Below are 21,681 nucleotides of genomic sequence, written 5' to 3' on the forward strand. Positions count from 1 at the left end.
ATACGCCACTGATGGAAAATGTTTCGAATTTTGGGCATAAAAAAAGACAGCTGTGTGATATCAGACACAGCTGTCTTTTGGTCCTGCATTGATTCATATTTATTCGTACTGAGCGACGATCGCTTTAACAAGCTTCAAGAATCCAGCTTTTACTTTTTCGGTCACTTCCATAACTTCATCGTGACTTAAAGGCTGATCCAGAATTCCGGCTGCCGCGTTAGAGATGCAGGAAATGCCAAGAACCCGCATTCCCGCATGATTCGCCACAATGACTTCCGGAACAGTAGACATGCCGACAGCATCAGAGCCCATCGTTCTTAAGAAACGGACTTCTGCCGGTGTTTCGTAAGAAGGTCCTGTCACAGCAGTGTACACGCCTTTTTGAATTGGGATATTAAGGTCTCTCGCAATCTTTTCAGCCAGGCTGGACAGATCTTTGTCATAGGCTGAAGACATATCTGGAAATCTGGCGCCGAAATCAGCTTCGTTTGGCCCGATTAACGGGTTTGTTCCCATAAAGTTGATATGATCGGTAATAATCATTAAGTCTCCCGCACGAAATTCAGTATTGACGCCGCCTGCGGCATTTGTCACGATCAACGCTTCCACACCGAGCGCTTTCATCACGCGTACAGGGAATGTGACTTTCTCCATTGAGTAGCCTTCATAAAAATGAAAGCGGCCCTGCATTGCAATGACGGAAACTCCTTCAAGAGTGCCAAGCACAAGCTGTCCGGCATGCCCTTCAACAGTAGATACCGGGAATTCAGGTATGTCTTCATATTTCAGCTTGACCGGATTTTCGATTTCGTCAGCCAAAATGCCAAGACCTGAGCCTAAAATAAGGCCGATCTTCGGAGATTCCGGCAGGTTTTGTTTAATAAAAGCTGCTGCGCGTTCAATTCTGTCCTTCAAGAAACAGTCCCCCTATTGTAATAAAGATAAAAAGCTTTTCCCGTATTTCGGTTTATTCGTTTGGAAATTATCAGCGATCGTTGCGCCGATATCAGCAAATGTATCTGCAAGCGGCAGCATTTGCGCTTTCTTATGTTTTTTGCTGTAAGCGAGAATCGGCACATACTCGCGTGTATGGTCAGTCCCATGATGAATCGGATCATTGCCGTGGTCGGCTGTAATAATTAACAGATCGTCTTCTCTCATTTTTTCAAACACTTCCGGAAGCCGCGCATCAAATTCTTCAAGCGCGCGTCCGTAGCCTTCAGGGTCACGGCGGTGTCCGAATAACGCGTCAAAATCAACAAGGTTCGCAAAGCTCAGACCCGTAAAGTCTTCTCCCAGCGTATCGATCACCTTGTCCATTCCGTCCATATTGGAAACCGTTCTGCGTGAAGAAGTAATGCCTTCTCCGTCGTAAATATCAGAGATTTTACCGATTGAAATCACATCTAAGCCGCTGTCCTTCAATTCATTCATGACAGTGCGATCAAACGGTTTAAGGGCATAGTCATGGCGGTTTGGCGTTCGTTTGAATTGACCCCGCTCTCCGACGAACGGCCGTGCAATAATGCGGCCAACCATATATTTCGGATCAAGCGTCAGCTCTCTCGCCGTTTCGCAAATGCGGTACAGCTCCTCAAGCGGCACAACCTCTTCGTGAGCGGCAATTTGCAGAACAGAGTCAGCAGACGTGTAAACAATTAAAGCCCCTGTCTCCATGTGCTCCTGGCCAAGCTCATCCAAAATCGCTGTGCCGGAAGCCGGCTTGTTTCCAATAATTTTGCGGCCAGATCTCTTTTCCAGCTCTTGAAGCAATTCATCAGGAAAGCCTTCCGGGAACACTTTAAATGGTTTATCAATGTATAAACCCATAATCTCCCAATGGCCGGTCATCGTATCTTTTCCGTTTGACGCTTCTTGCATTTTTCCATAATACGCAAGCGGATGTTCTGTTTTTTCTACACCTTTGATATCTTCGATAAGACCAAGGCCGAGCTTTGCCATATTCGGCATATGTAATCCGTTCATATGCTCGGCAATATGACCGAGCGTATGAGCGCCTTCGTCATTAAAGTCAGCGGCATCCGGCGCTTCGCCGATTCCGACTGAGTCCATCACAATTAAAAACACACGATTATATTTGTATGCAGGCATCTTGAAAGCCTCCTTTTTTTCTATACGTCTATTGTATCGCTAAGAGGTCTGACAACTCAAGTATAAACCGTTTTCATTCCCGTTGACAATGTATTTGGAAATAATGAGAAACTTCAATATTTTCTGTCGCTCTAAACAAAAAAGCCGCAGCCACCTGCGGCTATGCTCGCGGATGAAACTGCTTGTACACATCCTTCAGCCTTGTTTTCGTCACATGCGTATAAATTTGCGTCGTGGATATATCCGCATGACCGAGCATTTCCTGCACCGCTCTTAAATCTGCCCCGTTCTCAAGCAGATGCGTCGCAAAGGAATGCCTAAGCGTATGCGGAGTCAGCTCTTTCTTAATGCCGGCTTCCAACGCGAGTTTTTTCAGGTTCTTCCAAAATCCCTGGCGGCTGATCTGTTTGCCGTGATGATTTAAAAAGAGGGCGTCAGACACATTGTTCTTTAACAGTTTTCCCCTGGCTTTTGTCATATATTCCTCAATGGCGGAAGCGGCGGCTTCACCAATTGGCACAATCCGTTCTTTTCTTCCTTTGCCAAAGCATCGGATAAACCCCATAGATAAATGAACATCTGCCGTTTTCAACTCAATCATTTCACTGACTCGTATGCCTGTCGCATAAAGCAGCTCCAGCATTGCTTTATCCCGATAGCCGAATGGGCTCGTCAGCTTAGGCGTGTCCAATAATCGCTCGACTTCATTGAGTGCGAGCACCTTCGGAAGCGCCCGTTCCGTCTTTTGTGTTTCGATATGAACGGAAGGGTCCTTATCCGTTACTTTTTCCCTGAGCAGAAATTGATGAAAAGAGCGAATGGATGCCAAATGCCGCGCCGATGTCTTGCCGGATTTCCCCGAGTCCTTCAAATGCTTTAAGTATTGGATAATATGTATGCGGGTAACGTGATTCCAATCTGTAACATGAAGGGTTTCTGTTAAGTAGAGAGAATAGCTTTTCAAGTCACGTTCATAGGATACGATCGTATTTTGAGAGAGCCCTCTCTCTACCATAACGTAGTGGATGAAATCCTTTATTTGATCTTTCACTCTTGATCTACTCCCCGTTTTGGTAAAAAAAGATCAACCGGTCGAACCATCCGCCTTTTTCATCCTGATCCATTTCAACAACTTTTACAGCGGAGCCTTCCGGTTTATCATACCGATGATAGTTTTCATACTCTTGATTCACCCATATCATAGCATAATAGAACAAAGCGGTAAAACCGGTAAACAGGATGAAAACTTTCAATGCATCGACAGCTGTTTTCAGGAATCTTCCCATGTCCTAATCGATCCTTTCCCTATGGTTCCAGTTATATAAACCATATGCCAAATCAGAAAGGTTTTATACATAGAAACAGCAAAAAACCCTTTCCCCATGAGAAAAGGTTCGCGCTCGGCACCGTCTATTCAGTTTCTTTTCCGTTACAGCGGTGGCAAATGCCGTGAAACGTCAATCTATGATCTTTAATCTTAAATTTCCAATCACGTTCAATGATTTCTTCCACGTCTTCAAGCAAATCTTCTTCAATTTCATCAACGGCTCCGCACTCCATGCACACCAAGTGGTGATGAAAGTGAGCTGCGCCCTCTTTCCGAAGGTCGTAACGGGACACACCGTCTCCAAAGTTAATTTTATCTACGACTTTTAATTCAGTTAATAATTCAAGCGTACGGTATACTGTAGCGAGACCGATCTCAGGAGATTTCTCTTTTACGAGGAGGTATACATCTTCTGCGCTTAAATGGTCTTCTTCGTTTTCAAGCAGCACTCTTACTGTCGCTTCACGCTGTGGCGTAAGTTTATAGCTGGATGAGTGCAGTTGTTTCTTAATTCGATCAATACGGTTTTCCATGTCTTTCCCTCCTACGCCGCATTCCATGACTCATTATAACAAAATACGCGCAGAGTTCCAACTATAATTATTATAAACTGATAAATAAAACGGTTTTCTTTTAATAATAATTTTAAAAAAGTCTAGATGTAAGCTTTTCCATTAAAACAGGAGATAAGTATGCTTCAAAGAGAGATGAGATCAGCGCTAAAAACAGAATGACCAGCAGCACAAAGGCATACCGCCCGAACCATTGAATCGGCGCGTCATGGAGGCTTCGTTTCACGAACAGCTGTCTGATTAACTTTAAAGAAAACGCAATTGCACATGTGCCCATAATGAGATAAGCCGGAATCAGCAGCACATTTTGCGGTAAAACGGAGACAAATGATAGGAAAAACCCGCTTACTCCCATCTGATTGACTAAAAACCCGACAGTAAAGCCGACGACGATCCCTTTCAGAAAGATCATGATGAAAATAATCGGCATCCCAATGACGGAAATTCCCAGTATCCACATCAGGCCTAAATACTTTGCATTATGAAAGATACTTTGCCCAAACATATCAGCTGAACTTGCCTGTTTTCCATCCGAAAGCTGTCCAAAAAATTGACTTAAGTAGTAGTATAAATCTTCTTTCTGGCTGATGGTCATACTGTTGACAATAATCGCGCCAAAGATGACACCCATGAAAAACAGCACTGACACAAATATATAAAGAGAGAGATGATCTTTAACATGCCTGAGAAACATGTCCTTATAAGAGATTTTTCGCATACCGTTTCCTCCCGCCCGCTCTAGTGATTTGATTTAATAGATTGTATGAAAGAAACAGAAAAACATGCCCTTTTTCAAAAAGAAACGATAGAGACGAATGCTAGGCGGCTTTTTGGGGCACAAAAAAATCCCTATCATCAACTGCTGTATGATCATAAGGATTCTTATGCTTCCGTTTATTCAAAATCTCTTTTTTGCTTTTTGTCATTCTTTCATGTGTGCTAAAAGATGGTGTGCCGCCTCTTGATAATAAGACGTCACGTCCGCCGTTTCTCAATCGATGCTCCCGCTTCTTTTTCGCTTGGCTTTTTGCCATGTGATCACTCCCTTTTTTATTTTCATAGTAATGATAACAAAATTGAACACAGATAAGAAAAAAAACAGCACCTGCTACGGAAGGTGCTGTTTAGCTACATTTATTTCACTGCTGTAAGAGCTGCATGCTCGACAGCTGCTGCTACCGCATGATGGACTTTTGAATCAAGCGGCTGAGGGACCACATCACCTTGTTTAGTGCAGGCTGCGATGGCCTCTGCTGCTGCGACAAGCATATCATGATTAATCTCCATGCTTTTTGCGTTAAGCGCTCCTCTAAAAATCCCAGGAAAACCGAGTACATTATTAACAGAACGCCCGTCAGCTGCATATGCGGCGCCAGCCTGCAGCGCGGCCTCCGGCTCAATTTCCGGCTTCGGATTCGATAAAGCCAAAATCACTTGACCAGAACGTACAAATGTCGGTTTTATTAAACCCGGAACGCCCGTTGTAGCAATGACAATATCACATGTTTCCATAAGCTCCTCAATACTGGAAACTGCCTGTCCGCCGTATTGTTCGAGACGGTTCATTGCTGACTCTGATTTGTCTGTTCCGTACACAGCATTCACACCATAAGCCATGAACATCCGGCAGATGGCCACGCCTGCTGCGCCAAGGCCGATTTGCCCCACTTTCGCTTCCTTCAGGTCAACCCCCGCACTCCTGCATGCCGAAATGGCAGCTGCCAGCGTCACTACAGCTGTACCATGCTGGTCATCGTGCATAACAGGGATGTTCAGCTCTTCTTTTAGGCGATCCTCGATTTCAAAACAATGCGGCGAACCGATATCCTCAAGAAGGATGCCGCTAAAGCCCGGAGAAATATGTTTTACTGTTTTGATGATTTCTTCAGGATCACTCGTATCAAGAAGTATCGGAATGCCGCTAATACCCGCCAGCTGATCAAACAAAGCAGCCTTTCCTTCCATGACAGGCATGCCAGCCACAGAGCCGATATTCCCCAGGCCTAAAATTGCGGTTCCATCCGTTACAATTGCAACAGAATTGCTGATCGTTGTATAAATAGAAGCTTTTTCAGGTTCTTTTTCGATCAGTCGGCACACGTCCGCAACACCTGGTGTGTAGACACGTCCCAGCTCTGCCAATGAACGGATCGGCATTTTGCTTTTCATTTGGATTTTTCCGCCTTCATGTGCGGACAGGACTTCATCAGATACGGTGTGAAGCCTGATCCCTTCTCCGAGGGCCTGTACAGCCGCGATCACTTCCTGAAGCTGTTCTTCATTCTCCACTTGAACGGTAATATTCCGCATTGTGTAATTGGGTCCGACTTTTACCGTCTCCACTTCACCAATATCCCCGCCCAGAAGGCCGATGGCCGTAGCCACCCTTCCAAGATTTCCGGGAACCGAAGGCGTTTCGATCATCAGTGTCCGAATCATGTGTTTCGCTATCATTCAGTGATCCTCCCCTATTAGCCTAGTTTTTCGGCTTTAACTGTATTGTTTTTCGTATACCATATAAATTTTCCTGTATAACCATAGATAATTGCAAGACCTATTGCTACAAAACTGAGCCACATAAACGGCAGATAAGAGAAGGTAGAAACACCTAAAATACCAGCCATGTAAATCCCATTATCAGACCAAGGAACCATCCCCGAAGTCAATGTTCCCCCGACCTCTGAGTTACGTGATAACACTCTTCTGTCCAGATGTAAGCGATCATAGCTGTCTTCCATAATTTTCGGAGTCAAAATAAGAGATACATACATCGCACAGCCGAAGATGTTTGCTAAAAACGCTACGATCAGTGTAGACAATGTGACATTGCCGGCTGAAGTTAATTTCTTTTCAAACGTTGAAACAATGACTTTTAACACGCCGAGTTTCTCAAGCAGACCGCCAAAACCAAGGCCAAAGATGATGACGACGAGAGAATCAAGCATACCGACAATTCCACCGCGGTTTAACAAGCCGTTCAAAAATTCAACATCAGTTTTAATAGAGAAGCCGTTGTACGCAGTTGCAATCGCATGGGCAATATCCATCCCTTGGAAAACGACAGCCCAGATTGCACCGAGTAAAGCGCCAATTACGATAACCGGCATAGATGGCTTTTTCATCGCCAATAAGACTATGACGACAACTGCCGGGATCAGCATCCAAATATGAATGTCAAACGTGTTTTGCAAAGATGATTTTAAGAATTCAACTTTATCAAGATCAATATTTTTCCCGCCGTACATAAATCCAACAACTGTAAAGAGTATAGCTGTAATGACATAAGCAGGTATTGATAAATAAAGCATTGCTCTCACGTGAGCCAATACATCGACTTTTGATAGTGAAGAAGCTAGAACTGTACTGTCAGACAGAGGAGACAGCTTGTCCCCAAAATATGCGCCTGAAAGGATAGCTCCCGCTACAAGAGGAAGCGGAATCCCTAATCCTTCTCCAATTGCAATCATGGCAATGCCGGCAGTTCCGACTGTTCCCCATGACGTTCCTGTTGCCACAGACATAATGGAACAAATAATTAACGTTGCCAGTAAAAAGATACTTGGGTGAATAAATTCCAGTCCGTAATAAATCAAAGTGGGCACAACGCCTCCGGCAATCCATGTTCCGATGAGCGCCCCAACTGAAACGAGAATCAGTACGGCTTCAAGGCCATTTGATATCCCATGTACAATCGCATTTTGTAAATCTTTATAAGAATAACCGAGTCTTATACCTAAAAGCATTGCAATAAACCATGAAACAAAAAGCGCCAGCTGTATCGGCAAGTCGAGAAAGACTGTAAACGATAGAACAAGTGCTAAAAATACTCCTAGTACAATAATAATTTCAAATAGTGTTGGTAATCTTACATCCTTCAAAAGAAGTCCCCCTTCATGTAAAAGCTAAAACGCTTTCAATATATAGTGCAACACGTATACTATACTTCCTCATCCCTATGTTGTAAACAGCTTATTCATCCGACTATTCGGAGATGAATAAGCTGTATTTTGTACAAATTTTATTTTTCTAATAGTTCTTTCCCTGCGATACCTGGTTTGGTCATCTCATATGGGTTTAAAATAATATCCAATTCTTCTTCAGTCAGCACATCATGCTGCAGACAAAGATCCCGGACAGATTGCCCTGTCATAATTGCTTCCCTGGCAATTCTAGCTGCCGCTTCATACCCAAGATGCGGATTGACAGCTGTGATCACGCCTGCGCTTTTTTCTACGTATTGCTTCATACGCTTTTCGTTGGCTTCAATGCCTTTTAAGCAGTTGTCAGTGAACGAACGGAAGCCGTTGTTCATGATGCTGATGGATTGAAGCAAATTAAAGACAAGCACGGGCTCCATGACGTTCAACTCAAGCTGGCCGGCTTCTGAAGCAAGGCAGATTGTATTGTCGTTTCCGATAACCTGGAACGCAATTTGGTTGATCAGCTCCGCCATAACCGGATTGACTTTCCCCGGCATAATAGATGAACCCGGCTGACGTGCAGGCAGAGAAATTTCCGCAAGTCCGGCACGCGGTCCCGACGCCATTAAGCGCAGGTCGTTTGCGATCTTCGACATGTTCATCATGCAGACTTTTAATGAAGCTGATACCTCTGTATAGGCATCTGTATTTTGTGTCGCATCAACAAGATGATCAGCGCCGACAAGAGGAAGCCCGCTAATATCAGCAAGGTGCTTTACTACCTGTTTGATATATTCAGGATCAGCGTTCAGCCCTGTACCAACAGCAGTTGCGCCCATGTTGACTTCATATAGGTGCTGGCGCGATTGCTTGATTCGTTTGATATCACGCTCGAGAACACGGCTGTAAGCTTCGAATTCCTGGCCAAGACGGATCGGAACCGCATCTTGAAGGTGTGTCCGGCCCATTTTAATAACAGAGTCAAACTCCTGTGCTTTTTGCTTAAACACGCTATGCATATCTTCCATTGTTTTCAGCAGTTTTTCTAAGAGCTTCAATGTGGAAATATGAATAGCAGTCGGAAACACATCGTTCGTAGACTGTGACATGTTCACATGTGTGTTTGGACTTAAATGGATATAATCTCCCTTTTTATGTCCCATGATTTCAAGCGCCCGGTTTCCGATAACCTCATTCGCGTTCATGTTCATAGAAGTTCCGGCACCGCCCTGAATCGGATCGACGATAAACTGATCGTGCCACTTGCCTTCGAGAATCTCGTCAGCGGCTTGTACGATAGCTTGGCCAATTCCTTCATACAGCCGTTTCACGTCCATGTTGGCAAGAGCCGCAGCTTTTTTCACAATCGCCAGTGCGTTAATCATTTCCTCATGGATTTTGTATCCTGTGATCGGGAAATTTTCAGAAGCACGGAGCGTCTGAATTCCGTAATAAACATCTGCTTCAATTTGTTTTTCCCCAAGGAAGTCTTTTTCCACGCGATATTCTTTTTGGCCGTTTAACATAATCTTTAACCTTCTTTCTCTTTGCTGGTTATCGTTTTTACATTTTACAGGACAACGTCATCAGCTATCGGCGTTTCCATAATTCTCTTGACGACAGGAAGATCCGAAGACTGACCTAGTGCCCACATCAATTTTGGCACAATTGCTTCTGTGTTCATATTTCTTGATCGGATAATTAAGTCTTGGTTGACTCTGCGGCCAACTTCGTAAATGCTCATGTCTTCGCCTTCTTCAAGACATTGAGTCGTAATGACCACGACAATGCCGCTTTCGATCAGCTCATTCACTTTTGACAAAATGTCTCTGCCTTCAAACGGCACCCCTCCGCTGCCATAACTCTCAATGACAATTCCTTTGTACATGCTTTTCAGGGCATCAAACATTTCGGGCTTTAAGCCTGGATGCAGCTTCAGCAGACATACATCTGTACATAGTGAAGTGTCAACTGTGAAGGTGTCGTTCTCAGGTTCCGTTACTTGTTTGTTGTATTCGATCCCGTCTTCATTGATAAAAGCGATATATGGGTAATTGATGCTTTCAAATGCGTCGTAGCTTTTCGTTCTTAATTTGATCGCACGCGTTCCCTGAATGACTCTGCCGTCAAACACAACATAAACGCCGCCCACGCCTTCACAGGCAAATCGAATGGCATCTGTAATATTTTTTTTGGCATCGGTTTTTTGGAACGTGATCGGAATCTGCGAGCCGGTGATGACAATCGGCTTTTTGGCATGCTGCAGCATATACGATAGTGCGGCAGATGTATAGGCCATTGTATCTGTACCATGAGTAATAACAAACCCGTCATAGGCATCATAATTTTCCTTAACGGCTTCCGCTATTTCCACCCAGTATTCAGGCTGCATATTGGTGCTGTCTATATTCATAAGCGACTGAGTTTCCATTGTGTAATCGTTATCAAGTTTTGATACGTAACTTAGTAATTCATCAGCCTTGACTCCGGGAGCCAGCCCATTTTCCCCTTCAACTGAAGCAATCGTTCCCCCAGTTGTCAACATCAATAATTTTTTCATACCATGCACCTCTTCACTGTATCTAAAGATGGGTTGCGAGAAGGTATTCGCTTTTCGCATACTTTTAATGCAATTATAGACACGGAAAATAAAATACGCAAGACATTATTATTCAATTCGCGTACACTTCCTAATACCTATATGATATAATCAGCTCAAGGTGAAAAAGGAGCGGAAGTTCATGAATCTAGATCGTTTAACTGAATTGAGAAAAAAGAAAAATTGGTCGCTTCAATATACAGCTGACCTTCTCGGTATCGCAAAAAGCACATATGCCGGCTACGAGTCAGGCTACCGACGGCCTTCACTTGAAGCGCTTGCCATGCTGGCTGACCTCTTTGACACAACCTGCGATGAACTTTTAGGCCGCGAGAAACAAAAGCAGACTGCTCCTCAGGCCATAGAATTGGCCACGTGGAGCAGCCTTGACTTTACCATTTCTGTTGATGGCCAGCCGCTGAGTGAAGATGAAATCATCCAGCTGATTACCTTTATACGGACAAAAAGAAAAGTACAGGAGGAACTGAGTTAATCTTTAGCTCACGGTTTAATTTTACCGTAGGTTCCTCCTCCTCCGGCTTTCAATTCCAGTTTTCCGGATCTCGCTTTTACGATAAGCGCCGCGGTTTTCGGCGGGACAACGCGAGCCAAATCTTCTTCTGCAGCCTCGTGAAGAACAGCCATTTCTGTTCCGAAGGCTTTTTTTAGTTTGTCCAGCGTTTTCGGGCCTACACCCGGAACAAATTGCAGCGGGATCTGATGTACATATCGCGGACGCGGGACGCGAACTTCAAGCTGATCACTCAATTCATGCAACCTTTCGCTGACTCCCTTGGTAAATCTGGTATTTCCGCAATTCGCGCACGCTGTTTCCCCGCTTACAGCAGGCTCTCCACATGCTTCGCAAGCCGTCTGATAATATTTCCCCAATAACGGGTCCAAGCCGTAATTTGCGATAATTTTCCTGTCATCTTGTCCCTTTAATGCAAGAGCAAATTCAGTAAAATCAGCTGACTGCACATATAGTTCATTATATTCTCTGCCGATTTTCCCCAACGAATGCGCATCAGAATTTGTTAAAAAAGGATACGGATTCAATTGCGATACGTGTGATGCCATGTCTGTATCACAGCTTAATCCAAGCTCCACCGCGTCTATCATAGATGGATCAAAAACCTCAGTTAAGCTTTGTTTAACCCCTTTTCCATATAAGCTTTTATGCGGAGTAAAGATATGGGCGGGGATAAACAGGCCGCCCATATCCTGCACTTTTTTTTGCAGGTTTAAGCCCGTTTCATAAATCCGCTGCGAGCTTAAATGAATATTTTTCAGCCGGGCTGACAGCCAGTTTGAAAACTGTTTCATAGCAGCCAGCGTCGGCATAAATACGAGCACATGGATCGGTCCGCTGCAGGCTTCATCATAAATCTCCAGCTCGCTCCCCAATAAAAGAGTCGTGCTGCGATAACGGATTCCTCCCCCGTCAAGCTCGCGATATTTTCCAGATGAAATGCCTTCCTCAAGCTCTAGAATGACTTCCGGAGAATGACAGTCGATAATGCCGAGGAGTTCAATTCCTTTATGTTCACTGGCCTCAACCAAAATTCTGTCCAGTGTTAATGTTTTGGCGCCTGTTATTTTGACAGCCCTTCCTGTAAAGGTCCGGCCGATATGAATGTGCAAATCCGCGTAAATCTTTTTCATTTTTGTGCTTGGAGCGCTTCTTTCAGCTGAAGATACTGAATCGCGTAGGCTGTTTTAGCATCGTATACTTCACGCGATTCAACCAACTTTAGCGCATCTTCAAGCGTCACCTCCATCACTTCAACAAACTCGTCCTCATCAAGCTCCCGTTTTTCTTCAAGCACAGAAAGCTCCTCAGCAAGAAAAACGTGAACGATTTCATCTGCAAATCCGGGTGATGTATAAAACGCAGTTATTTTTGTCAGTTTTTTTGCTGTATAACCGGTTTCCTCTTCAAGTTCCCGAAGTGCCGTATACTCCGGCTCCTCACCTTTTTCAAGTTTACCGGCCGGAATTTCAACGATCGTCCGCTCAAGCGGCTTACGGAATTGTTTGACCATGATGATTTTCCCTTCATCTGTGACGGCTAGTACCGCTACAGCTCCAGGGTGTTTCACAATTTCACGTTTACTGGCTTTGCCGTTTGGCAGCTCTACATCCTCGACATAAAGATCAATGACTTTACCCGAAAAGATCTGTTCTTTGGCAATTGTTTTTTCTTCTAATGATTTCATTTCTTCATCTCCCGTTCTGTCTCTATATGATGCCCCATACATTTTATCATACTAGAGCAAAAGGGGGCTTCTTCGTGAAAGTGCACCGCATGCCAAAAGGTGTTGTCTTAGTCGGAAAAGCATGGGAAATTCGGGCGAAGTTAAAAGAGTATGGACGCACATTTCAATATGTGAAAGATTGGATCTCAAAGCCATAAAAGTTGAAACTTTAGCTCCTTTATATTACGGTCAATACAAAGCCTAAAAAAGGAGTGTGCACATGAGAAAGCGCAAATTGGGTACATCTGATTTAGACATTAGCGAAGTCGGACTCGGCTGTATGTCTCTTGGAACTGAAAAAAACAAAGCATTGTCCATTCTGGATGAAGCGATCGAGCTCGGCATCAACTATTTGGACACAGCGGATTTGTATGACCGAGGACGCAACGAAGAAATTGTCGGTGATGCGATCCAAAACAGACGCCAGGATATTATTCTGGCAACAAAAGCGGGAAACCGTTGGGATGACGGAAGCGAGGGCTGGTATTGGGACCCTTCAAAAGCTTACATAAAAGAGGCGGTAAAAAAGAGCCTTACACGGCTGAAAACAGATTATATCGACCTTTATCAGCTTCACGGCGGCACGATAGAGGACAACATTGATGAAACGATTGAAGCGTTTGAGGAATTAAAACAAGAAGGTGTCATCCGCTACTACGGCATTTCTTCCATCCGCCCGAATGTGATTAAAGAATATGTAAAAAAATCAAACATCGTCAGCATTATGATGCAATTCAGCCTGTTTGACAGACGCCCTGAGGAATGGCTCCCGCTTTTAGAGGAACATCAAATCAGCGTAGTCGCCAGAGGTCCTGTTGCCAAAGGGCTCTTAACTGAAAAACCGCTTGATCAAGCTTCAGACAGTATGAAACAAAACGGGTACTTGTCCTATTCATTCGAGGAACTGACAAATGCCCGCAAGGCAATGGAGGAAGTGGCTCCCGATCTTTCCATGACAGAAAAGTCGCTACAGTATCTGCTAGCACAGCCGGCTGTCGCTTCAGTGATTACAGGCGCCAGTAAGATTGAGCAGTTACGGGAAAATATTCAGGCAACAAATGCACGGCGTTTAACCGAAGAGGAAATCAAAGCGCTCCAATCTCATACGAAACAAGACATTTACAAAGCTCATCGCTCATAGCAGAAAAACCAGCACCTGTACGGGTGCTGGTTTATTTATATTGATGCCAATCCATTTGGCTTTCATTTAGGAGTTCTTCAAAGCTCTTATTTTTTTCGATCTCTTTTTTCTTTCTGATCTGTTCTGCTTTTTCTCTTTCCTGCCTCTTTTCATCCTCTTCCTTCAATTGGCTCTTCATCTCCATAAGCTTTGCTTTGATATCGGATTGAAGGCCGTCTTTTAGCTGGTGTTTGTCAGCGGATTTTTGTTTTTTCATGCAGACTTCCCCCATGTTTTGTTTTGAAGACAGTTTATCACGGAGCATATACACTGAACAAGCAGACTCTCTTCTGGTCACTTTCTCAGCGGAGCAGTGTTTAGGTATAATGATTTCAAACACGAATTACCTATATTTAGTTGAAAGGTGCTGTGACTTTTGAAGAAAATCCTTTTGGCCATTGGCGCTCTCGTAACAGCTGTCATCGCAATCGGAATTGTTTTTTCAAATATGATTCTATTCATCAAGAAAAAAACAGATGAAGACATTATCAAAAGAGAGACAGACAACGGACATGATGTGTTTGAATCATTTGAACAAATGGAGAAAACCGCTTTTGTGATACCCTCCGCTTACGGGTACGACATAAAAGGATACCATGTCGCACCGCATGACACACCAAATACCATCATCATCTGCCACGGGGTGACGATGAATGTACTGAATTCTCTTAAGTATATGCATTTATTTCTAGATCTCGGCTGGAATGTGCTCATTTATGACCACCGCCGACATGGCCAAAGCGGCGGAAAGACGACCAGCTACGGGTTTTACGAAAAGGATGATCTCAATAAGGTTGTCAGCTGGCTCAAAAACAAAACAAATCATCGCGGATTGATCGGAATTCATGGTGAGTCGATGGGAGCTGTGACCGCCCTGCTTTATGCTGGTGCACACTGCAGCGATGGCGCTGATTTTTATATTGCCGATTGTCCGTTCGCATGTTTTGATGAACAGCTTGCCTACCGGCTGAGAGCGGAATACAGGCTCCCGTCTTGGCCCCTGCTCCCTATCGCCGACTTCTTTTTGAAGCTGAGGGGCGGCTATCGCGCACGCGAAGTATCTCCGCTTGCTGTCATTGATAAAATCGAAAAGCCGGTCCTCTTTATTCACAGTAAGGATGATGACTACATTCCTGTTTCTTCAACCGAGCGGCTTTATAAAAAGAAACGCGGGCCGAAAGCGCTGTACATTGCCGAGAACGGTGAACACGCCATGTCATATACCAAAAATCGGGACACGTACCGAAAAACGGTGCAGGAGTTTTTAGACAACATGAATGATTCAACAGAATAAAAAAGCGAAAGGCCTCTTCGGCTCTTCCGCTTTTTTATGTTACAGAACGTCGGTAATGCCATCCATATTTTCTCTGATCCATTCAATCGCAAGATCTATCGTTGTAAACTCCTGCGTCTCGAAGGTCATTTCATCCTGCAATAGCCAGACATCTTTCTTGATGGACTCTGCTCCTCCGATTGACCAGTGAAGCAAGGTATAGGGATGGTTTTGATTCAGGAAGGATACCCACGTTTTATTTTGTGCTGTGTTCTTCATTGCCTTCAGCTTTTGTTCCACGTTTCGCGTCTCCTACTTTACTAATATGCTCATTCTGGGGCTGAGCATTTCAGCCGGGCTTTTCAGCGCCAATGTTTTGGCTTTTTCATTGTAATCGATCGTCATTTGATCGTCAAAAAACACTTTTTGCGACGATTGGATATACAGCGGAATGCCGTTCGTTTCCAGCTGCTCGCACTGTCCCGTTAATTCTTCTGCCAGCCAGATTGTCGGGACACCGCTTACAGCGCAGCCGCATCCTTCTGCATCGTAACGAAGCTGGGCTTTTTTTCCCGGGTTGGCGTCAAACGCCTGCTGCAGTGCCTGTTTTGCTGCATCTGTCACATGTATGTTCATAAGGTGAAACCCCCGTTTTCATCATTTTCGCTATTGTAGCATACAACACTGCCATTCGCATTGTTTCTGCCTTTTTTCCACCGCTTCGCATTTTCTTCTGCAGTCTTGATCCACTCATCTTTCCCTTGTATGTACTGATTGATGCTGTCAGGATGCTGGGCCGCCAGCCGTTTTTTGAGAACGGCATATTCTTTCGCTATGTTTGGATGAGCTCTGAGATAATCTCTGAATAACAGATGCCTTTCAATAGCAGGGTTTCCCTGTTCGTACATATGGACATGATGAGTGCGTTTATTTCCGCCCTTTTGGAAATAACGCCTGCCCGCTATGCCGTTCTCACCTTTTGGTATATAGCCGTTAGCCTTCATTTGTTCATCAAATTGGCTCACGGCTTCAATGCTTCTGACTTCAATTAACATATCAATGATTGGCTTCGCTGCCATGTTCGGTATTGATGTGCTTCCGATGTGATGAACAGCGATAATCTCCGGCCCGAACACCAGTTTCAGCCGTTCTTTTTCTTCATCGAAACATTCTGCCCATTTTTCGTTGTAGAGAATGACCTCAACTTTTCTTTTCGGATACAAATGAAAGACCGTCAGCAATAGACCCTGCGCTGCTTTGACGGTTTCTGCCTTTTGGAATCCGGCCTGTGTATAGAGTGACACAGCCGGGGTATTGTTCTCGGCTGTGACTACTTCGATTTTCTCAGCGTCTTCATTATGATCAATGACAAATTGCAGAAGCGCTCGTCCAATTCCTTTTCTGAAACCGTCAGGATGTACAACAAGCCTGCAAATGGTGAGATGATGCATGTTTTTCTCATATGAAATGACACCGATCAGCTTGCCGTTTTCCCGATATCCCGCAAACCGCTCATGGGATGCTTGAATATCCTTCACCTTCTCTTGTAAAGCGGGAATACCGTCAAAACCGATAATCTCTGTTTCCTTTATGTAGGCGGGGATCTGTACGGCTAAAATCTCACGCGCTATAGTGTCTTCCTTATGCTGGAGAAATTCAATCATTCGTGTTCTCCTGAAACAGCCGCTGTCTTTCGATTTTTGCGACGCGGACTGCATACGACTCGTACCAAACGCTTTTTCCTTTTTCTTTTGCCGCTTGATGTTCAGTGTGATGCTTCCAATGGTTAATTGCGTCCATACTGTCCCAATAGGAAACTGTGATGCCCCTTCCATCCGCTTCACGTACGCTTTCCACGCCTAAAAATCCAGGCTGATCCGCCGCAAGCGATACCATCCGCTCCGCTGTTTCTCCATATCCTGTGTCATTTTCGCTTTTGACAGAAGAAAAAATGACTGCATAGTAAGGAGGCTCAGGTGTTTTTGATAAAAAATCCATTATATTTCCCCCTCATATGTTTTTGACAAACAGTACCCTGTCTTGGCCCAGGCCATCATAGTTTGCAAACACTGAGATGCCATTTACCGTCTTGGTGCCCTTTTCAATTTCAAACCCCAATTTTGTGTGATATGCGATTGATACCTTATTCACAGGTGAAGTGACGCACTTCACCCGGGTGCAGCCTCTTTGTTTTACTGTTTCGATAAATACATCATACAATTGTTTCCCAATTTGCATTTTTCTGAAATCTGGATGCACACCGGAAAAATGAATGTACGCCGTTTCAGGATCCGATTGCGATTGAAATCCGATTAAAAATCCGGTCATGCTGTTATGTTCGGATGTAATAAAGCTTGTGTCCTGAAAATGCTCAAAAAATAGTCTCGGCAATTTTTCTTTCAGCTGTCTGCCGCCCCACCATTCATTCAGTACAGACGTTACCATTTCATAATCTGAAGACGTGATTGTTCGAATATCCATTACGATTTGATCTCCCTCCGTCTGGCAAAACGAATGTCAGCTCTTTTTCTCACAATATAAAAATTATATTTTGCCTGGCTGGAATTGTAAATGCCTTCTTTCCTGTATCATACGTTTCCAGACTGCCGAGGGAACAATGTTTGATCATTTTATGCCTATTTCTCCCCCAAGCAGGAGGAGAGACTTTACAGCACAATATCAAGCACTTGATCAAGTTTCAGCTTATAAAGCTGATTCTCGTCTCCTTTTATCCATACTGCTTTTTCAAACTCTTCATACCGGCAGATCTTCCCGGTGCAGCGGACAATCTCACCGTCCTGAAAGCAGCTGACAGTGATATCCTGAGCAAACTCCATCGCGGCGCAAAGCGTTTGATTCAGCTCTTCCAGCTTATCAGGGTCAAGGATCGGCTTTTGCAGCTTCTGTTTAAGTCGCTTTCTCTCCAGCAGGCTTTGCTTATGTTCCGGCAGAAACATCCTGCTCCCTTCCCACAGCAGGTTGCCCCTTTTTAAATGGTCGTTCATTTATAATGCCCCCCTATTTTAGCCGCACGTTCAAATGCCTGGCCTGCCACTGTCAGTGACGCCGCCCTGATGATTGCTGTATCGCCGAATCGATTTTTAATGCCATCCATCACATAGCCTAGGCTCATTTTCTTTGCATAATCCTGAAATAAATTGAGCTGCCATATGTCATCAGATGAGAGCTGAGACAGATTGACACCGAGGCGGCGGACGGGTTTCCCGTCCCAAAATGTAAGAAACAGCCGTCGTACAGCCTCATATACATCCTGCGTAGAATTAGTCGGCTCTGCCAGCTTCACTTGCCGGTTGAAGCCCGTCGGCCAATCAAAATCAGCACCCCCGCAGCTCACTGACACTGTCTGCCCCATGACCCCGGCGTTTCGGCTTCGCCTGCACACCTCTTCACTCAGCTCAAGCAATACGACCTTGATTTCTTTGTCAAAGTGTTCGTAGTCTCTCGGGAGAGTCATTCCATGGCCTATCGCCTTTTGCCCGTCCAGAGACGAAGTTGACACAGGGGAATAGTCGATTCCGTTTGCCGTCATCCACAGCACGTGGCCGTTAATGCCCCATTTCTTTTTTAAAAGATCGAGTGGAAAAGCCGCGAGCCCGCCGATCGTGCTGATGCCCATTCGATTTAAATGATGCTTCATGCGGCTCCCGACGCCAAACATGCTGCCCACCGGGAGCGGCCACATTTCGGTTTTCATATTTTCTTTCGTTAAGGTAAAAATACCGTTCGTATTCTTTTTGGCAAAATTGTCACACGCAATTTTGGCCAGCGCTTTGTTAGGGCCGATTCCGACCCGTGCATAAACGCCGATCTCCCGCATGATTCTGCCCTGAATGCTTTTCGCGATCTCCATCGGCGTCCCAAACAGCTTCTGGCTGCCTGTAATGTCCATGAACTGTTCATCGATAGAATAAGGCTCCACAAGGTCTGTATACTCCTCGAGAATGGCCGTAATTTGCAGTGATACATCAATATACCGTTGCATACGCGGCCGGAGCACAACAGCCTCAGGACACTTTTCCTGCGCCTCCCACAGCCGTGAAGCATTCACCACACCCTTTTGTTTCGCCAGCGGGCAGGCAGCCAATACGACTCCGCCCCTTTTTTCAGGGTCACCCGAAACAATGACGGGTCTATTTTTCAAATGTGGATTTTCCGCTTTCTCTACAGATGCATAAAACGATTGCATGTCAACGAGAAAAATCACTTTTTCTTTCATCATACACACCTCTAAAAAGAACTTATGTTCGTTTTTCATTATATGCGAAAGTATGTTCGTTTTATACTGGTAAATGATTCTTGTCTGACAGAAAATATGATCCAAGGGTTTGAGAGAAGAAAAACATTTAGTAGAATAAAAGCGAAGCATAAGGATAGGAGAGTCATGATGGAGAAATTTGTCGAAAAAATGCTGGGACAGGCATTGCGTCAATACGGCAGAAACGTTGCTATAGATCCGTTAAGCCCGTATGAAAAACAAAGCCTGAAAGCGGCTCTACAAGAGAGACGGAATGAAGAACCGGATGAGGATCTGCATGCGCATATAGAAGATATCATTTATGACTATGTTACAAACCAAGGCCTGTTCTCTTAAACGCATGACTGTCAGTTCGTTCAGCCGCTGATGCGGCTTCCCTTTGAAAACACCGCCCGAAACAAATAAACAGTTTCAGGCTCACAGAAAAAAGCAGGATTTTCTCACGCTCCATAGATTCATATGGCCTGGCATAAAATTCCCCTCAGTGCTCGCGCAAAACGGAATAAGCTGTCCATGATCACGCGTATACACTTTTTCGAAGAGATGTGCTCTCTTGTTCTGTCATGGGGCCCATGCCGGTTTTCAGCTTACATCTTGATCTCATAGCCGGTTTCACTGCCGATATGATCCACGTCCTGGCGGCTTAAACTAACACACTCTCACTGACCAATCGCTTTGCTTTTCATCGGACATCCCGTCATTTTCCTTCTTCAATTTCAAGATGTAAACTCCGTCAGCCACACGCATCCTCAACGCATAGTATATTGCCATCCATACAATCAGGCATACTACATGTCAAAAACGAAATATTTTGAATAATCTATTGGAGAAGGAAATTTTTTCATATATGATAGAGGAAGATCTTACATACAGGAGAGAATATAATTCATGAAGAAATGGAAAGATATCCACCCGATCAGCTGGACAATTATAATCGGAACCATTTTCGGCAGAATGGCAACATCGATGAGCATTCCTTTTTTAGCGATTTATTTGACAGCCGTCCAAGGCGCATCAGCTTCCTATGCAGGGCTGGTCATTGCCGCGAGCTCATCAGTCGGCATCCTCGCAAGCTTTTACGGCGGATATATCTCAGATAAATTCGGCAGAAAAAACATGATGCTTGTATCGATTTTCGGATGGATGCTGGTATTTGCAGGCTTTGCGGCGGCATCTCATCTCTGGGTGTTTTTTGTAGTTAACGCATTAAACGGTCTTTGCAAATCACTGTTTGAGCCCGCTTCAAAGGCCTTGCTGTCTGATATGACAGAAGAAAAAACGAGACTGCTAGTTTTTAATTTACGCTATGCAGCTATTAATATCGGCGTTGTCTTCGGACCTGTGCTTGGCCTATATTTCGGCTCATCGCAATCGACTACGCCCTTTTTGGTGCCTGCAGTCATTTACGGACTATACGGAATTGTGCTTGCCCTCCAATTTAAAAAACATCCATCCTTATCAGCACCAGCCCAATCCCGAAATATGAGCGTGCGGGAAGCGTTTATGGTCACGCAAAAGGATTATCTTTTTACCATTGCTTTGGTCGGCATTACGCTATGCACCTTCGGCTACTCACAATTTAGTTCCACATTCCCTCAGTATATGGCGCAGAACCCCTTGATCGGCAATGGAACGAAGCTGTACGGGCTGATGCTGACATTAAACGCAATCGTAGTGTTGGCGACGCAATTTCCCATTGTCCATTTTGCAAAACGGTTTTCGCCGCTTTGTTCTCTGATGCTCGGTAATGTGATGGTTAGCATCAGCATGGCCATTTTCACCGTATCGCACGGTGTTCCATCAATTGTGATGATTGTCATCACATTTACAATCGGCGAAGTTCTTTTATTCTCTATGATGGATTTGTATGTAGACCAGATTGCAAAACCAGGATTAAAAGGCACTTATTTCGGGGCAATCGGTTTTTCACAGCTCGGAAACGTCATCGGCCCTTGGATCGGGGGGATATGTATAGACCTGTTTAGCGCTGGCCGGCCGATTTATATTTTTTCTGTCCTGAGCGGCATTACCCTGCTCGGCCTGCCATTTTTAGCGTTCGCCTATCGGCAAATGAAAATGGAGACCACAAAACACCGTTCCCATCTGGAAAAGCCGCTTTAAATAAAAAACGGAAGAGAATGAAACTCTCCCGCAAACATGAGGT

Annotated in this window: 27 protein-coding genes; 6 read left to right on the forward strand and 21 right to left on the reverse strand. The window is 44.6% G+C overall.

What is annotated here, in order from left to right:
• Nucleotides 1-99 precede the first annotated feature (99 nt).
• The 11 genes from NX903_RS11015 to ansA all read right to left on the reverse strand — a co-directional run bounded on the left by NX903_RS11015 (nt 100) and on the right by ansA (nt 10,491).
• A complete protein-coding gene (locus NX903_RS11015; protein WP_015714207.1) occupies nt 100-915 on the reverse strand; it encodes a purine nucleoside phosphorylase I, inosine and guanosine-specific in 816 nt (271 codons plus the stop codon).
• Between the two features lie 12 nt (nt 916-927).
• Entirely contained in the window at nt 928-2,112 is a 1,185-nt protein-coding gene (gene deoB / locus NX903_RS11020; protein WP_086344036.1) for a phosphopentomutase, read from the reverse strand.
• 160 nt (nt 2,113-2,272) lie between these two features.
• Nucleotides 2,273-3,163, reverse strand: coding sequence for a site-specific tyrosine recombinase XerD (xerD, locus tag NX903_RS11025; protein WP_086344037.1), 891 nt, complete (start codon nt 3,161-3,163; stop codon nt 2,273-2,275).
• A gap of 7 nt (nt 3,164-3,170) precedes the next feature.
• Entirely contained in the window at nt 3,171-3,398 is a 228-nt protein-coding gene (locus NX903_RS11030; RefSeq protein ID WP_003230440.1) for a YqzK family protein, read from the reverse strand.
• Between the two features lie 124 nt (nt 3,399-3,522).
• Nucleotides 3,523-3,972, reverse strand: a complete 450-nt coding sequence (gene fur / locus NX903_RS11035; protein WP_003223972.1) for a ferric iron uptake transcriptional regulator — start codon at nt 3,970-3,972, stop codon at nt 3,523-3,525.
• A gap of 112 nt (nt 3,973-4,084) precedes the next feature.
• The gene (gene spoIIM / locus NX903_RS11040; protein WP_004398593.1) at nt 4,085-4,729 is read right to left on the reverse strand and encodes a stage II sporulation protein M; all 645 of its coding nucleotides are present in this window, start codon (nt 4,727-4,729) and stop codon (nt 4,085-4,087) included.
• A gap of 100 nt (nt 4,730-4,829) precedes the next feature.
• Complete coding sequence (locus NX903_RS11045) at nt 4,830-5,045, reverse strand: hypothetical protein (protein ID WP_086344038.1); 216 nt, start codon at nt 5,043-5,045, stop codon at nt 4,830-4,832.
• Between the two features lie 100 nt (nt 5,046-5,145).
• A complete protein-coding gene (locus NX903_RS11050) occupies nt 5,146-6,465 on the reverse strand; it encodes an NAD-dependent malic enzyme (RefSeq protein ID WP_086344039.1) in 1,320 nt (439 codons plus the stop codon).
• Nucleotides 6,466-6,482: 17 nt separating this feature from the next.
• Complete coding sequence (gene mleN, locus NX903_RS11055) at nt 6,483-7,889, reverse strand: malate-H+/Na+-lactate antiporter MleN (protein ID WP_014480178.1); 1,407 nt, start codon at nt 7,887-7,889, stop codon at nt 6,483-6,485.
• A gap of 140 nt (nt 7,890-8,029) precedes the next feature.
• Entirely contained in the window at nt 8,030-9,457 is a 1,428-nt protein-coding gene (aspA, locus tag NX903_RS11060; RefSeq protein ID WP_003230430.1) for an aspartate ammonia-lyase, read from the reverse strand.
• Between the two features lie 44 nt (nt 9,458-9,501).
• On the reverse strand, nt 9,502-10,491 hold the full coding sequence (gene ansA, locus NX903_RS11065; RefSeq protein ID WP_004399032.1) for an asparaginase: 990 nt from the start codon (nt 10,489-10,491) through the stop codon (nt 9,502-9,504).
• Nucleotides 10,492-10,672: 181 nt separating this feature from the next.
• Here ansA and ansR point away from each other — a divergent pair, with 181 nt between their 5' ends.
• Nucleotides 10,673-11,023: an HTH-type transcriptional regulator AnsR gene (gene ansR / locus NX903_RS11070; RefSeq protein ID WP_004399024.1), complete on the forward strand. Its 351-nt coding sequence runs from the start codon at nt 10,673-10,675 to the stop codon at nt 11,021-11,023.
• Nucleotides 11,024-11,031: 8 nt separating this feature from the next.
• Here the strand turns inward: ansR and NX903_RS11075 are convergent, their stop codons facing one another.
• Together NX903_RS11075 and nudF are read right to left on the reverse strand one after the other, a co-directional pair.
• Nucleotides 11,032-12,195, reverse strand: coding sequence for a TIGR00375 family protein (locus NX903_RS11075; RefSeq protein WP_086344040.1), 1,164 nt, complete (start codon nt 12,193-12,195; stop codon nt 11,032-11,034).
• A complete protein-coding gene (gene nudF / locus NX903_RS11080; RefSeq protein WP_004398600.1) occupies nt 12,192-12,749 on the reverse strand; it encodes an ADP-ribose pyrophosphatase in 558 nt (185 codons plus the stop codon). The genes NX903_RS11075 and nudF overlap by 4 nt, the downstream gene beginning before the upstream one ends.
• Before the next feature lie 74 nt (nt 12,750-12,823).
• On the opposite strand from nudF, the gene mciZ reads away from it, so the two are divergent.
• Together mciZ and NX903_RS11090 are read left to right on the forward strand one after the other, a co-directional pair.
• Nucleotides 12,824-12,946 carry a Z-ring formation inhibitor MciZ gene (gene mciZ, locus NX903_RS11085; RefSeq protein ID WP_003230420.1) on the forward strand — a complete coding sequence of 41 codons (123 nt, stop codon included), beginning with the start codon at nt 12,824-12,826 and terminating at the stop codon, nt 12,944-12,946.
• A gap of 62 nt (nt 12,947-13,008) precedes the next feature.
• Complete coding sequence (locus NX903_RS11090) at nt 13,009-13,929, forward strand: aldo/keto reductase (RefSeq protein ID WP_086344041.1); 921 nt, start codon at nt 13,009-13,011, stop codon at nt 13,927-13,929.
• Nucleotides 13,930-13,960: 31 nt separating this feature from the next.
• Here the strand turns inward: NX903_RS11090 and NX903_RS11095 are convergent, their stop codons facing one another.
• On the reverse strand, nt 13,961-14,185 hold the full coding sequence (locus tag NX903_RS11095; protein ID WP_003230416.1) for a YqkE family protein: 225 nt from the start codon (nt 14,183-14,185) through the stop codon (nt 13,961-13,963).
• Between the two features lie 159 nt (nt 14,186-14,344).
• Here NX903_RS11095 and NX903_RS11100 point away from each other — a divergent pair, with 159 nt between their 5' ends.
• Complete coding sequence (locus tag NX903_RS11100) at nt 14,345-15,262, forward strand: alpha/beta hydrolase (protein ID WP_086344042.1); 918 nt, start codon at nt 14,345-14,347, stop codon at nt 15,260-15,262.
• 39 nt (nt 15,263-15,301) lie between these two features.
• On the opposite strand, the gene NX903_RS11105 is transcribed toward NX903_RS11100, so the two are convergent.
• From NX903_RS11105 to NX903_RS11135, 7 genes are all read right to left on the reverse strand, one after another.
• Nucleotides 15,302-15,541: a YqkC family protein gene (locus tag NX903_RS11105; RefSeq protein WP_003230411.1), complete on the reverse strand. Its 240-nt coding sequence runs from the start codon at nt 15,539-15,541 to the stop codon at nt 15,302-15,304.
• 12 nt (nt 15,542-15,553) lie between these two features.
• On the reverse strand, nt 15,554-15,877 hold the full coding sequence (locus NX903_RS11110) for an iron-sulfur cluster biosynthesis family protein (protein ID WP_003226552.1): 324 nt from the start codon (nt 15,875-15,877) through the stop codon (nt 15,554-15,556).
• A complete protein-coding gene (locus NX903_RS11115) occupies nt 15,874-16,905 on the reverse strand; it encodes a GNAT family N-acetyltransferase (RefSeq protein WP_086344043.1) in 1,032 nt (343 codons plus the stop codon). The genes NX903_RS11110 and NX903_RS11115 overlap by 4 nt, the downstream gene beginning before the upstream one ends.
• Nucleotides 16,898-17,242: an antibiotic biosynthesis monooxygenase family protein gene (locus tag NX903_RS11120; protein WP_072557091.1), complete on the reverse strand. Its 345-nt coding sequence runs from the start codon at nt 17,240-17,242 to the stop codon at nt 16,898-16,900. Before NX903_RS11120 ends, NX903_RS11115 begins: the two co-directional genes overlap by 8 nt.
• Before the next feature lie 9 nt (nt 17,243-17,251).
• Nucleotides 17,252-17,722: a GNAT family N-acetyltransferase gene (locus NX903_RS11125; protein WP_086344044.1), complete on the reverse strand. Its 471-nt coding sequence runs from the start codon at nt 17,720-17,722 to the stop codon at nt 17,252-17,254.
• A gap of 185 nt (nt 17,723-17,907) precedes the next feature.
• Nucleotides 17,908-18,246, reverse strand: a complete 339-nt coding sequence (locus NX903_RS11130) for a YolD-like family protein (protein WP_024572747.1) — start codon at nt 18,244-18,246, stop codon at nt 17,908-17,910.
• Nucleotides 18,243-19,481 carry a DNA polymerase IV gene (locus NX903_RS11135; protein ID WP_086344045.1) on the reverse strand — a complete coding sequence of 413 codons (1,239 nt, stop codon included), beginning with the start codon at nt 19,479-19,481 and terminating at the stop codon, nt 18,243-18,245. Before NX903_RS11135 ends, NX903_RS11130 begins: the two co-directional genes overlap by 4 nt.
• A gap of 165 nt (nt 19,482-19,646) precedes the next feature.
• Between NX903_RS11135 and NX903_RS11140 the strand changes: the two genes are divergently transcribed.
• Nucleotides 19,647-19,853 carry a YqzH family protein gene (locus tag NX903_RS11140; RefSeq protein WP_004398642.1) on the forward strand — a complete coding sequence of 69 codons (207 nt, stop codon included), beginning with the start codon at nt 19,647-19,649 and terminating at the stop codon, nt 19,851-19,853.
• Nucleotides 19,854-20,405: 552 nt separating this feature from the next.
• Nucleotides 20,406-21,638, forward strand: coding sequence for an MDR family MFS transporter (locus NX903_RS11145; RefSeq protein ID WP_086344046.1), 1,233 nt, complete (start codon nt 20,406-20,408; stop codon nt 21,636-21,638).
• Nucleotides 21,639-21,681: the final 43 nt, after the last annotated feature.

It is taken from the genome of Bacillus sp. FSL R5-0576, assembly GCF_038004765.1.
GTDB classification, from domain to species: Bacteria; Bacillota; Bacilli; order Bacillales; family Bacillaceae; genus Bacillus; species Bacillus subtilis.